This window comes from Dictyobacter sp. Z7_2 (assembly GCF_057551105.1).
Window position 1 is genome coordinate 3,378,794 of sequence record NZ_BAAJPE010000001.1, and the last position, 14,098, is coordinate 3,392,891.

The 14,098-nt window shown below is 47.7% G+C and carries 10 protein-coding genes; 4 read left to right on the forward strand and 6 right to left on the reverse strand.

Annotation, left to right across the window (positions count from 1 at the left end):
• The first annotated feature begins 11 nt into the window (after positions 1-11).
• Positions 12-1,274, forward strand: coding sequence for an MFS transporter (locus AC27N8_RS13305; protein ID WP_487067756.1), 1,263 nt, complete (start codon positions 12-14; stop codon positions 1,272-1,274).
• Positions 1,275-1,293: 19 nt separating this feature from the next.
• Here AC27N8_RS13305 and AC27N8_RS13310 read toward each other — a convergent pair whose 3' ends face one another.
• Complete coding sequence (locus tag AC27N8_RS13310) at positions 1,294-2,523, reverse strand: MFS transporter (RefSeq protein ID WP_487067758.1); 1,230 nt, start codon at positions 2,521-2,523, stop codon at positions 1,294-1,296.
• A 596-nt stretch (positions 2,524-3,119) separates the two neighbouring features.
• Here AC27N8_RS13310 and AC27N8_RS13315 point away from each other — a divergent pair.
• The 3 genes from AC27N8_RS13315 (at position 3,120) to AC27N8_RS13325 (ending at position 7,539) form a co-directional block, all read left to right on the forward strand.
• Positions 3,120-4,454, forward strand: a complete 1,335-nt coding sequence (locus AC27N8_RS13315; RefSeq protein ID WP_487067760.1) for a class I SAM-dependent methyltransferase — start codon at positions 3,120-3,122, stop codon at positions 4,452-4,454.
• A 152-nt stretch (positions 4,455-4,606) separates the two neighbouring features.
• Positions 4,607-6,487 (forward strand): ABC transporter ATP-binding protein, encoded by a 1,881-nt coding sequence (locus tag AC27N8_RS13320; RefSeq protein ID WP_487067762.1) that lies wholly within the window; start codon positions 4,607-4,609, stop codon positions 6,485-6,487.
• Positions 6,488-6,810: 323 nt separating this feature from the next.
• Positions 6,811-7,539, forward strand: coding sequence for a GntR family transcriptional regulator (locus AC27N8_RS13325; RefSeq protein WP_487067764.1), 729 nt, complete (start codon positions 6,811-6,813; stop codon positions 7,537-7,539).
• 62 nt (positions 7,540-7,601) lie between these two features.
• Here the strand turns inward: AC27N8_RS13325 and AC27N8_RS13330 are convergent, their stop codons facing one another.
• The 5 genes from AC27N8_RS13330 to AC27N8_RS13350 all read right to left on the reverse strand — a co-directional run bounded on the left by AC27N8_RS13330 (position 7,602) and on the right by AC27N8_RS13350 (position 13,754).
• Positions 7,602-8,732, reverse strand: coding sequence for an ABC transporter ATP-binding protein (locus AC27N8_RS13330; protein ID WP_487067766.1), 1,131 nt, complete (start codon positions 8,730-8,732; stop codon positions 7,602-7,604).
• Positions 8,733-8,785: 53 nt separating this feature from the next.
• The gene (locus tag AC27N8_RS13335) at positions 8,786-9,655 is read right to left on the reverse strand and encodes an ABC transporter permease (protein ID WP_487067768.1); all 870 of its coding nucleotides are present in this window, start codon (positions 9,653-9,655) and stop codon (positions 8,786-8,788) included.
• 5 nt (positions 9,656-9,660) lie between these two features.
• Complete coding sequence (locus AC27N8_RS13340) at positions 9,661-10,584, reverse strand: ABC transporter permease (RefSeq protein ID WP_487067770.1); 924 nt, start codon at positions 10,582-10,584, stop codon at positions 9,661-9,663.
• A gap of 15 nt (positions 10,585-10,599) precedes the next feature.
• Entirely contained in the window at positions 10,600-11,775 is a 1,176-nt protein-coding gene (locus AC27N8_RS13345) for an extracellular solute-binding protein (protein WP_487067772.1), read from the reverse strand.
• A 215-nt stretch (positions 11,776-11,990) separates the two neighbouring features.
• Positions 11,991-13,754 (reverse strand): leucine-rich repeat domain-containing protein, encoded by a 1,764-nt coding sequence (locus AC27N8_RS13350; protein WP_487067774.1) that lies wholly within the window; start codon positions 13,752-13,754, stop codon positions 11,991-11,993.
• Positions 13,755-14,098: the final 344 nt, after the last annotated feature.

The following is a 14,098-nucleotide window of genomic DNA, read 5'->3' on the forward strand; positions in this document are numbered from 1 at the left end:
GAGAAGCTGAATTGAATACAAGTACAGCTGTCGCTGCGACAAAAAATGTAAAGCCTCTCCTTATGCTGTTCGCTGCAAATATCGTTTCGATGTCTGGTAGCGTTCTGACCTTGATCGCTGTGCCGTGGTTCGTGCTGGTGACAACTGGTAGCGCTTCTAAGACTGGTTTGGTAGCTTTCTTTGAGATGTTGGCCATTATTATCTCTGCGCTCTTCGGTGGCACTATCGTCGATCGTTTGGGCTATAAGCGTACCAGTATCATTGCCGATCTGGCAAGTGGTACGGCAATTGCTCTTATTCCCTTGCTCTACTATACGGTAGGACTGGCTTTCTGGCAGTTGCTCGCGCTCGTCTTTATTAGCGCGTTCTTTGATACTCCGGGCAACTCGGCTCGCACGGCGTTGTTGCCAGATATGGCTGAGCTGGCTGGTATGGATTTAGAACGAGCGAATTCTTATCTTCAGGCTATTCAACGCTCTTCCAGGATTATCGGGGCACCAATAGCTGGTATCCTCATCGCTTTATTAGGCACGAATCGACTCCTCTGGATCGATGCGATTACTTTTGCGATTTCTGCGGTGCTGATTGCTCTGGTTATTCCCCGACCTGTGGTTAAAGCAAAGGAAGAAGGTACTGGTAGCTATCTCACTGAACTGGTGGAGGGGATACGCTTTATTCGCCTCGATCAACTCGTTTTGGCAATTATCGTGGTGGTGATGATCACGAACTTTCTGGATGCTCCTCTTTTCTCAGTCGTTATGCCAGTGTATATGAAGGTGCGCTTTGGCAGCGCGGTGTTTCTTGGACTGGCTCTGGCTACGTTTGGTGGTGGGGCACTCATGGGTGCCTTCCTCTATGGGATCGTTGGACCTAAGTTACCCAGGCGGCCGGTCTTTATTGCCGCTTTCATCGCTCTAGGACTCCCGTTCTGGTTGCTGGCTACCTTACCTTCGTTTGCTATCACTTTGGTCGCGTTAGCGTTTGCGGGTCTGGCCAGTGGCCCGATTAATCCTATTATTGGAACCATTACTCAAGAACGAGTGCCAGCAGGAATGCGTGGTCGCGTATTCGGAACTGCTACTGCCGGTGGGTTTATTGCTATCCCACTTGGTATACTTATTGCGGGCTATGCGCTGGATTTAATTGGAATCCATGCCACTCTTCTGGCCATCGCGGTAAGCTATCTTGCCGTAACCCTGAGCTTACTCTTTAATCCAGCGCTTCGTAAGATGGATCGGGTGAAACTGGCTGTGACTGATTCAACTGGCCAATAGGTAATCTAACTCATTTGGGTCAGGAAGAGGATACCGGCGAGAAGAGTAGCCAAAGAAATGCGGAAAGCATGCCAATGCTTGAGAGTATGACGGTTGGAAGAAGCCCAATAGCTGAACCAGCCGCCCCTCCCAAAAATGAGCCAATCGGCAAGGCACTACAGATAAGAAAGCGCATACTGGCATTTAGACGGCCCTGGAGATGGTTGGGAAGGAGACTCTGACGAAAGCTTATCTGTGTGATGTTGAATACTACTAATGTCAGGCTTTGCACAAACCAACTCAACATAAGAATGGGTAGAGCCACCTTCGGTAAAATCCCTGCTAATGGAAGAAACAATCCCCCTATTCCATAGAGGAGTGCAGATCCTGTGATGGTTGGACCAATCCCAAAACGGTCAGCGATGCGTTTGGATAGAAAAGATCCTACCAATGCTCCTCCACTTCCCATCGAGAGGACAAAAGCGTACATGATGGGCTCTATTTTGAGCTCACGAACTACATAGAGAACCGCAATGCTCAGTAGCGCACTGTTGAAAAGGTTGATGGTTCCATTGTATGCCGCAATCGATCTGAGAACTCTGTGTTGGAGAACCACTTTCAATCCCTCACCGATCTCTGTGAAGATAACCCATTCCGTTTCATGGCGATCTTTTCGCGGCTCCGGTTTCCTGATCCTGGAAAGAAAGAATGCAGCAATAAGGAATGTGCAGGCATCGATCAGCATGGCGAATGGAGGGTTAAGCCATTGGACAATTAATCCGGCAAGTCCGGGACCGGCGATCTGAGCACATGCGTGGCTCGTCTCTAATTTTCCGTTGCCTTCAAGCAGGTGCTTTTGTTCAATAAGAGAGGGAAGATAGGCTTGATACGCTACTTCAAAAAAGACGGTCTGACATCCACTGAAAAGGGCAATCCCATAAAGATATTCCATGCGTAATAGATGAAGGAAGGCTATGAATGGAATGCATCCAATGATCACCGTCTGTCCAAGGTTAGTGAGGAGAAGCACCGGCTTACATGGAAAACGATCAATGACGACACCTGCAAACAGCGTTAAAAGTAGCATAGGGGCAAATGCTAAAGATGAGAGAATCCCCATTTGCATGGCTGTGGCGTGCAAGGTGAATACAGCGGTGATGGGAAGGGCAAATGTGGTAACTTGTGAGCCAAATGCGTTGATGGTTTCCCCTGTCCAGAATTTGAGAAAATCCTTGTGATGCCATAATCCTTGTGGCAAGAAAGTGCGCATAGAAAACTCCTTGAAAAGATGAAAAAGCCATGAGGTGAATCGATCACATCACGACTTTTATGCACAAAAAACCGTGAGCGGAAAAACATCACCCACGGCTTCTCTCTTCTCAAGGTGGTTTTTGTTTAGAGGTTCTCGAAAAAAGGCAGAATGCGGCTGTGGGCGATGGCACGGCTATCGATTAGATATAATGTGGCATGTTCCCACAGCGTTGATAGGTCTGTGGTTGGTGTCATATGACCCAAGACACTTCTCCTTCAGTATGCAGATTTGTTTTGTGGAGAGAAAAAGATGCTTTTAAAAGATAACATGCAATTTGTATTCTTGTCAATGTCAGCACTGATGCCCTGTCATTTACGCGTGCAAAGGGGATGAAAGAGCCTCCTACCTTCTTTGTTTCAATTCTCACGCGATCTCTTTGGAGAGTACGTCTACTATAAAAAGATATATCTTTTTATATATTTATTTTTTATAAGTGTTAGAAACATTGTGTTTTGAGATGAAATATGCAGAGGCAGGGCTTGACAAAATTTATAAAAAGATATAATTTATATTAGTGAAAGATATATCTTTATGAAAAGAAAGGAGAACTATCTATGAGAACAAATCATCATCATGATGAGTCGGAGCGGGAGGAGTATAGGCGACGTGGAAGGCGTGGTGAACGTGAGGAAGGGCGTCATCATGGGGAGGAGCACGGTGGATATCGAGAAGGATCTCATCACCGTGCGTCAGGGCGTTCTGCCGACGAGGATGGATATCAAGGTGGGCCGCGACGTATGCGGGTTGAGCGCGGCATGTTGCGCTATCTTTTACTTGATGCTCTGCATCATGGTTCCAAGCGCGGCTATGAGATTATCAAATGGTTGGAAGAACGGACCTATGGGCGCTATGTTCCCAGTGCGGGCATCGTCTATCCGACGTTACAGCTTTTAGAGGATCAAGGATTGATTCTGGCGGAGAGGGCTGATGAGAAAAGTGTCTATCGCCTGACAGAGACAGGTGAGGCAGAGCTACAAACTCAGATGGATTTTCTCCAGGATTTTTGGGAGCGTAATGGTCATCCTATGCCAACTTCTACCACGCGTTTTGCGGTCGAGTTTGTCTATGAGGAACTACGTGAACTGCACCGTACCGTGGAAAAAGGAGTACATGTGCTGGCGCAGCAGGCTGATCCGCAAAGCCTCCTACCATTACGTCAGGCGCTTGAGCGCAGTAAGAATGAGATCCGCGATCTGCTTGCAGGTGGCTCCTCTCCACAGCAGATGAGTACAGGATCTTATAGTGCTCCGGTAGACGCTCGCGAGCTTGAGGAGGCGATCTCTCGTGCGTTTGTGTCTGAGGATGATGCGTTGCGGCAAACATTGATCCGAGCCAGAGAACGAGGTCTGCCTGCGATTCAGATTTCTGCTCTGCAAGGGAAACTCTTGCAGATTCTGGCCACAGCCTGTCAGGCTCGTAAGATCCTGGAGATTGGCTCGCTTGCAGGGTATAGCGGCATCTGGCTGGCGCGAGCTTTGCCTGCGGATGGACGGCTGATTACTCTGGAGATCGATGCGACCCATGCAGAGGTGGTACGTGAATCGTTCCGTCAGGCTCATGTGGATGATCGCGCCGAAGTACGCGTTGGCCCCGCTCTGGAGACGTTGCCTCTCTTGAAGGAGGATGGACCATTCGACTTGATTTTTATCGATGCTGACAAGGATAGCTATCCGCAGTATCTGACGTGGGCGATTCAACTCGCGCATCCTGGCAGCATCATTGTGGCCGATAACTGTGTTCTGGGTGGCAATGGGCTACTCTTTGAGGATACGACAAATCCACGCTCCGCCGGAGCTCGTGCGTACAATCAGAGTGTGATCGGTAATCCTGCACTGCGCTCAATCGCACTGCCTATCAATACAGGTATGACTGTTTCAGTCGTGCTGTAACCCACAGTAGTGTCGCACGCTCGCGTACGATGTCCAGTGGCTCGTATGAGATAGCCCGATTTTGGCGAGCCACGCTGGAATGCCTGATCGTACGTCCAGTGGACATCGCACGCGAGCGTGCGACGCTACTTGTATATATTGAAGGGATGAATATGAATTATCAAAGAGGAATGGGCGGGGTATCGGGAAGGAGGCAGAATGACGAAGAGAAGTTTAGCCTGAAAAAGGTACCGGGCACCCTGGCCAGCTTTCCACGTGTCCTTCGACTGGTCTGGGAGACGCAGAGATTCTTGACGCTCTCGTTGGGGCTGTTGGATATCTTGCAGGGCGTGGTACCAGCTATTAGCATCTCGATTACGGCTCTGGTGATTGATGGTGTTGTCAAAGCTATTCATCTGCAAAATCCATCTCCGATCTGGTGGCCGATAGGCTTGCAAGTGGGGGTTACCTTGCTTTCTAGCTTGCTGGGTGCTTTGAGTAGTATTGTACAGCAGCTTTTGCAGGAGCTTGTCTCCAATCGTATCCAATTGGATATTCTCAAACAGGCGGGAGGACTTGATCTCTCCTTTTTTGAAAATCCAGAGTCCTATGACAAGATTCGTCAGGCAACCAATCAGTCTTCGTATCAACCGACCAGCATGATTGCTCAGACGTTCGGTTTGGGGCAGACGTTGATTACGATGACCTCACTGCTCTTTGTGCTTTTTCATCTGGCCTGGTGGCTTGCGGTTATCTCGCTGATTATGCCGATACCAGCTTTTATCTTTAGTACACGCTATGGTTGGAAAGGCTATCGTCAGATGCGTCGCCAATCACCCGAGCGGCGTCTGATGGATTATTTTACACGGCTGATGACGACCGATACGTATACAAAAGAGATTAAGCTTTTTAATTTGAGCGACTTCTTTATTAATCGCTTCCAGGTGCTGGCAAAGAAGCTGTATCTGCAAGATCAGCAACTGGCATTGCGTCGCTATCTGACGAATTTTGGCTGGTCGAATCTCACCAGTGTTGTTAATACAGGTATTTATATCTATGTAGCCTTGCAGGCGATTGCTGGCCGGATTACGCTGGGCGGTTTGACCCTGTATACGCAGACGGCGATGCAGGTCGGGCAAAATTTTCAATCCTTATTAGGAAGTGTCTCCAGCACCTACGAGAACGCGCTCTATGTTAATATGCTCTTCGAGTTTCTTGGTTATCAATCGAAGATCCTGTCTCCTGAAGATCCGCAGCCGTTTGAGCCGTCGGAGCAGGGCTATGGACAGGATATCGAGTTTCGCAATGTAAGTTTTACCTATCCTGGCAGGGACCCGGAGACAGAAGCGACTCTCAAGAATGTGAGTTTTAAGATTCGTGCCGGCGAGGCGATCGCTCTGGTTGGACACAATGGAGCAGGCAAAACAACGTTGGTGAAGCTGCTCACGCGCCTTTATGAGCCGGATGAGGGAGAGATCCTGATCGGCGGAAAAAATATCCGCGTCTATAGTCTGGAGGAGTTGCGCAGGCGCATCGGAGTGATTTTCCAGGATTTTGTGAACTATTATCTGACTGCGCGTGAGAATATTGGCGTTGGACGTATCGAAGAAGTTGAAAATAGGGAGCTTGTGGTCAGTGCGGCTCACAAAAGTGGTGCCGATGCGGTGATTGAAAAGCTCCCGCAGAGCTACGAGACGACCCTGGGACGCTGGTTTAAGAATCTGGAGGAGAGCACTCAGTTGAGCGGCGGCGAATGGCAGAAGATTGCTCTGGCTCGAGCGTTTATACGTGATGCGTATATTCTGGCGCTGGATGAACCGACCAGTGCGCTGGATGCACGCGCCGAGTACGAGATTTTTAACCATTTCCGTTCCCTGACTACGAATAAGACGGCTCTGTTCATCAGCCATCGCTTTAGCACTGTACGGCTGGCCGATCGTATCTTTGTCCTGGAAAACGGACATATCATCGAGAATGGTACGCATGAAGAGTTGATGGCGCTGGAAGAGCGTTACGCCGAATTGTTTAATCTACAGGCAGAGGCATATCGCTAGCCTTGTTCAGGAATATGACTTCTTCCTTTGAACAGGGTGGATTATGTAGTTTCACTCAGACGATTGAATGGCATGCCATGCTATGGATAAAAGGTGTGGCATGCCATAGAAAGTTTATTTAACTGGATGTTATTTTAGTGTTGAAGAGCAGCCTATTTTGTATAAGTAATCCTTCTTCTTTGCTTTATTTTCTGTTCCTTTTTCGCTCGGACACATTCTCTTATCTCTAGATCTTCCCCTCCATTTGCTCTATAATTTTGTTAAATCGCACTTACAATATTGTTGAGAAGCATCCTCATAATTTAAAGGATTAAAAATCATCCATGAATACTGTTACTCATAAAAGCGTTTTGCCACTTTATTATCAATTAAAAGAAGTTATACGCGAAAAAATTACTACCGGCGAATGGCAACCTGGCGATCTAATTCCTTCTGAAAATGAACTCGGCAAACATTATCATATGAGCCGTATGACGGCACGACAAGCGATCACGGAATTGGTGCGTGAAGGCGTCGTTTATCGCGAACAGGGAAGAGGAGCCTTTGTTAGTCGGCCTAAAATCGCTCCACAGTGTGTGCCATTGAATAATCTGGCAGAAGATAGCCGCACGCATGGTCAGAATTTGCGCACAAAAGTTCTTTCAGCTCAGATGCAAGCCGTCGATAGCGTCGTAGCGGAGCATCTACAGATCGCAGCGGGGAGCTACGCTTTTTGTTTACAACGTTTATACTGCGAAAATGATGAGCCATATGCAGTTGAAGTTTCATATCTGCATTTCAAGGAATGTGAAAGACTTTTAAGCGAAAATTTTGAACACCAGATGCTTTATCGTTTACTCGAATATAAATATGGGATCACTTTGGTTGAAGCCGATCAAGAGATTGAGGCTGGACTCTTGCACGATAAAGTTGCTCTTCAGCTGAAAGTGCCGCTGAATAGTGCTGCGCTGATTATACGACGCACCACTTATACAGAGCATGAGCAACCATTTGAATATGCAAAAACCATCTATGACAGCAAAAAATACAGATATCATACGATAATGAGGTGAGGCGAAGAAAGAGGAGGGGAAATCATCCATCTGCGCTCGGTCTCAGAGGGCAAAGTCAAGACTTATATGCTCTGTGACTCAAGTTCAACATCGCGTGAAGGAAGTGGGAAGACTTGACAACTGTCTGGCGAGAATGAAAGTAAAACTTTGTTTCCCACATTGAAATCCCTTGCCAGATGGTTAGGCATATCCGCAATGAGAGTAGTCTTGTCGCTGATAAGCATATGGAAACGCGTGAATGGTCCCAGAAAAGTCCGTAATTCGATGACACCAGCGATGCGATTTTCATTCTCTTTTGTTCCGTTTACGCTATAAACCGTCTCTGTATCGTTCACAGGTAATAGAGAAACCTCTTCTGGACGAACAACGATGAGGACACTTGATCCATTACTTAGATGTTCAAGACGCGGTGTAGAGATAAAATAGTCGCCAACTTTGCATACCCCTTCTGATGCTGAATCAATGATGCCGTGAAATTGGTTGCTGTTTCCGATGAACGTTGCGGCAAAAACACTTTGAGGGTTGCTATAAATTTCCTCTGGCTGATCGAGTTGCTCGATTTTACCGTTTGCCATTACCGCAATACGATCAGAGATTGCGAGAGCTTCTTCTTGATCATGTGTAACATAAATTGCTGTCATATTGAGTTTTTGCTGAATGCGTCGGATCTCGTTACGTAGGGAGACACGTACTTTGGCATCGAGTGCCGAGAGTGGTTCATCGAGCAGAAGCACTTTCGGTTCAACGGCAAGGGCACGGGCGATCGCGACACGTTGTTGTTGTCCACCGGAGAGTTGATGCGGATAACGCGGACCCATTTCGCTTAATCCTACAAGTTCCAACAATTCGGCACAGCGCTGCTGTGCATGACCTTTGGGAAGTTTTTTGATGTGCATACCAAATGCAACATTTTGAGAGGCGGTCAGATGTGGAAATAATGCGTATGATTGGAAGATCATACCCATGGGGCGTTTGTTGGCCTGACTACGGGTAATGTCTGCACCATCAAGCGTAATCGTACCCTCTGTCGGTATCTCGAAGCCCGCAATCATACGTAAAATGGTTGTCTTGCCACAACCACTTGGCCCGAGCAGCGTGAGAAACTCGCCCTGATTGATAGAAAGGTTGATGTGCTCTACTGCTGGGGTAGGGCCAAAGTATTTTGCGATGCTTTCTAATTTGAGAAAAGCCATAGTTATCTCTTTCCTTAATTAACTCTCGATGTGGAGGCGTCTCTTGCACCTGCCTATTTCACGGTCACAATTTGAATATCTTGTTGCTTACCACCGACTCTACGCCTAATACAAAGGAGCAAGATGAGTACGCAGACGAGTGTGAAGAGAAAGCTAAGAATGGAGAGGGAGGCAGCTTTGCGTGCATCGCTTTGTCCTACCTGATTCAGATAGATCGGAAAAGTATAAATACCAAATAGTGAGGAAAGCGTAAATTCACCCATTGAGATTGAGAAAGTTAGTAGCGATGCACTGACCACACCTGGAAGGATATTAGGCATCACAATGGTTAAAAATGTGCGCCACCAGCCACCACCAAGACTGTACGCTGCCTCTGTAAGAACGCGTGTATTGATTGCTCGCAAGTTATTATCAATTGGACGATAAATGGAGGGCAGTGACACAATGATATAGGCGCAGACCAACAGTGGTGGTGTGCTGACAATGTTGAAAGGCTGGCTACTTAGCAATGGTACAAGTCCAAACGAAAGAATGTTAATAAAAATATTTGAACCACCATATACTTCGCCTAGTCCCACCGCGAGTAAAATTGCAGGTACTGCAAATGGAATAAGCGAGAGAAAGTCTAACAACGGTCGAGCCTTTGGCAAGCGTATCTGCATCCAGTATACTGTTGGTGTAACTAATACCACTGCCAGGACGGTTGCAGCGAGCGATAATTCTAGCGATAGTAGCAACGTCTTCCAGAAGTCTTTGTCGACAAATATCTGTCGGTAGCTACTAAAATCAATCCCCTTCCCCCCGGAAAGACCAAAGAGCAGTGTTGCGCCCAATGGGATTATGAGGTAGAGCATAAATAGGACAAGGAAAAGTGCATCCCATCGGAATGCAAAGCGCGTTGCTTGCCTACTTTGTATATGCATAAGATTTACCTTCCTTGCCATCTGCTCGCGCGACGAAGCATTGTGGTGTAGAATGTGACCGCCAGTAGCAGCACAATGAACATACCAACCGCAAGTGCATTTGCTAATCCAGGATCAGTACTGACGTTGCCATCGATAGCAAAGGCAATCTGAATCGTCACAAGATTAATATTTCCTTGTGCTAATGCGAATGCGGTGGCAAAAGCACCAAGAGAATTTGCGAACAGAAGCATCGTAGCTGCCAGGAGTGAGGGCAGGAGTACAGGAAGAGCTACACGTCGCCAGTAGGTTGCGTTTGATGCACCCAGGTTTATCGCAGCTTCACGCCACTCCGGCTTGAGCGCACCGAAGGCGGGAACCGTCAAGAGGACCATCAATGGCAACTGAAAATAGACATAAGCGAGTACGAGTCCCATGAAGCTATAGAGTGTAAAGCCAGCATCATAGATGTTAAAGTGGAAAAAATGTTGTAGGAGCACCGTTATAAGGCCAGTTACCCCAAGCGTTGAGACAAAGGCGAATGCAAGTGGCACGCCGGCGAAGTTTGCAGCAATACTAGAAAAGCCAATTAACAGATTTTTGAGCCAAACTGCCTTTGTATTATACACACCATAAGCCGCGAAAAAACCAGCAACCGTACCAATAAGTGCAGTAATAAGCGAAAGGCTAATACTATTTTGAAATGCGTGAAGGTAGGTAATGCTCGATAGTAGGTGCTGGAAATTGTTAAATGTAAATCCTCCTGTGTTGCTGTCCACCAGACTGTCTTGAAGAATGATAAGGGCAGGCAATACTTCAAATAAGAGACAAAAAAGTAAAAATGGAAGTAATCCTAACCAGCTAACGAATGTATAACTGGGATGCAACTTTTGCCGAGTTTTGTGCTTCTTTAAGGTAGTTGCCATAGAAGTTTTAGCTAATGCAGACATTTATACCCCTAAGAATTATTGTCCGGTCACAGATGGCCAGTTCTGTATCAGTGTGTCTGAAGCTTTTGAGAGCCTGGCAAGATCGGTAACAAATTTGACGTTTGCGTACTGCTCTGCCGCAGGCAGTTTTGCCGCAAGCTCTGCTGGTACTTTGCCCTCACTTACTAATTTCTGGTAACGCGCTGGGTGTGCATAGCCTTGAAGATAAGAGAGTTGTCCTTCATCAGAGAAGATATATTCAATCCATAAACGCGCTGCATAAGGATTTGGCGCAGTTTTGTTGACGAAAGAGATATCAGGGCCAGCAATAGAACCGTCAGAGGGGATAATAACTTTGAGATTGGGGCTACCTTTGAGTATATCGCGGTACCCAAGCCCGGCGAAGTCCCACATAATACCAATTGCAACCTCGCCCTTGGTCATATTGGCAAGATTCGTAAAGGCTGGAGTGAAATTGCCTTTTTGCTTTAACTGTTTGAAGAAGTCAATCCCAGGTTGAATATCATCAAGGCTTCCACTCTGTGCGAGTGCGGCTGAGTAGACGGCAATAAATGCATCATTCGACTGGCGTGGATCACCATCGATGCCCACCTGATTCTTATAGTCTCCCGTGAGTAGATCTTTGAAGGAGGTTGGTGGATTTTTTACAATATCCGTGTTGATCACAAATGCTTCTGTACCGTAGTACTCAGTACACCAGTAGCCATCAGGGTCTTTGAGGTCAGCGGGAATGTCAGTCCAATGCGCATGTTTGTACGGTGCTACAAGTCCTTGCTGCACAGCTCGTGCGCCAAACTTGAATCCTGCATCGCTAATGTCACCCTGAGCATGGGATTTCGATTTTGTGAATACTTCGAGTTGTTGTGCGGAAGAAAACAATGCTTCGGCCTGGTACTCGACTGGTACATATTTTGAGGTGTAGCCAGCAAGAATGTTTTTGTAGTTGGCCCATTCTGGTGAAATACCAACTGCTTGTAGTTGGCCTTCCTTTTTGGCATTTGTGATTAATGTTTGCATGTCAATTGGACCGGTCATATCGACATCACTAGTTGATGTGCTGGAAGCATTACCACAAGCCTCTAAAAGCGATGTGAGTGCGAATGAGGAAATACCAAGCGCACCAGCTTGTTGAAGAAAACGGCGACGATTGCGGAGAGCGAATGCGTTACCAAATAACTGCTGATTACTCATAAATGAAGATTCCTTCGACTACTTTTGTAGGTCATTAATGCGTTCGTGTAAATCTCTTGAGCGAATAAATTTTTCTATACATATTAGAGAAGAGTATTCTTTGGCAAACGGGTACATTATGAAACTGAAAGAGGAAAGGTACTCATGCAATCATCATCTACCTGTCTCCTCTCCATTCTTCACACAAAATGGGATGATATTGATAGCGATCTTCTTTAGGTTTCGTCAAGTGGCTGATAATCATCGGGGTTCTCGAAGCCAGCGATCCAGGCGGCGGCCTGCCGACAACTCGTTGTTGTCGGTGGGACGCGCAGCATATAGCGATGACCGGTTGATGGATCGGTAACGGCCAGGGCGATGAGATCTTCATCCTCATCGAACGGGACGCGCAAGAGCTGGCGTTGACCACCGCGATCTTGATCCTGATCGAGGACCCGTGCCTGGCTGTGCTCTATAAAGCGTTGAGCACCCATGCGTTCGAGTAGGGTACGACGGCGCTCGACATTCTCTTCCGTCAAAATCTCTTCAACGGTGATCGATTCGGGTGCAAAGGCTATACGGTGTGAGATCGGTATTCCGTGCCAGCGCAACTGGAGCGAGCTGAGATGCTGGGGGAGTGACTGTATTGGGGTGCCGGCAAGATCGAGCCAGGATCCGATCTGGAGGGTGGCAGGAATCTCGGAGATCAGAGGACAATCACTGATATCAAGCCGCTCAACGCTTAGGAGCCAGGGGGGGATGGTGTGCAGTTCTCGACAGCCGTGCATCTCGAAGACTGTCATGTGCGATGCGCCCTTTTGGGGATAGGAGGTCATGGAGATACATCCAGTCATGATGAGCTCAGAGACAGAGAGATCTTCTGGCAGCGTATGCAGCGCAGTGCAGTTGCTGATATCGAGTCGCTTTGTTGTGAGGTGTGCTGGTAATGCGCTCAGCCTGGGACAATTGCTCATATTAAGTAAAGAAAGAGCCGAGAGAGAGGGCAGTGTGCTGATATCTGAGAGGAGGGGGCAGTTGTTCAGTACGAGAAGAGAGAGAGCAGGCAACGCGGAGAAAGAACCTAAAGAGGAGAGAAGATCGCAACTGCTCAGGTCGAGCATAGTAAGGGTAGGCAGATGTGAGAGGGGAGAGATGTTGTTGAGGAGAGGGCAGTTGTTCATTTCCAGGGTAGAAAGCGCGGGGAGATGAGCAAGGGGAGAGATATCAGTGATAAGTGGACAGAAGCGTATTTTGAGGGTAGAGAGTGTGGGGAGATGAGCAAGGGGAGAGATGTCGGTAAGCAGAGGGCAGCCGCTCAGGTCGAGGGTGGAGAGCGCAGGGAGATGTGCGAGAGGAGAGATGTCGGTAAGCAGAGGGCAGTCGCTCAGGTCGAGTGTGGAGAGTATGGGAAGATGCGCGAGGGGAGAGATATCGGTCAGGAGGTTGCAGCCGCTCAGATAGAGGGTGGAGAGCATGGGGAGATGCGCGAGGGGAGAGATATCAGTGAGGCGTTTGCAGCAGTCCAGATCGAGGGTAGAGAGCAAAGAGAGATGCGCGAGCGGCGAAAGGTCGGCAAGAAGAGGGCAGTCGCTCAGGTTGAGGATGGAGAGAACTTGAAGATGCGCGAGGGGAGAGATATCGGTAAGGCATTTGCAGCAGTCCAGGTTGAGGATGGAGAGAGCTTGCAAATGAGCGAGAGGAGAGATGTCGGTAAGCAGAAGGCAGTCGCGCAGAATGAGGGTGGAGAGAGTGGGAAGCTTGGCGAGAGAAGAGATATCGGTGAGCTGATGACAAGATTCCAACGCCAGCGTCGTGAGAGTAGGGATGTTAGCGAGATGTGCAAGATCCTTGCCGCTCCCCTTGTAATTTGACACAACAAGTCTCTTGAGATCAGTCGAGCGCAGATTGGTGAGCTCCGAGAGGTCACTCACCTCAATCGTGGTGCGTGATGCTGTAACCTCCTGTCGGAAGGAAGACGTATCTTCTGGTGTCTGAAACAAAATAACTATTTCCTCCTAATATTTGGTTTGCATTTTCTCATCATGCTCTTTTTATTTGTCATCAATTCAGTTATCCTTGCGAGTCGAGGCTGGGCACGTCTTGTTCTACCAAACCGGGCTAAGATCAGAATTTTTATCTCGAAAATATTGACCGATTGGTCAACATGGGTGGTAAGGCCTTTTGTCAAGAGGGCTATTCCCAGGTTATCTGAATATATCACTTTGATGCTTTTCAGACAACTCTGGAGCTTTTTCGGATACAGGATATTACCTGCCGGTGTAGGCGTACCTGCATCCGATGCTGTAACTATTTTGTAGTTCAGGCGAGATTGCGGCGAAAGTAG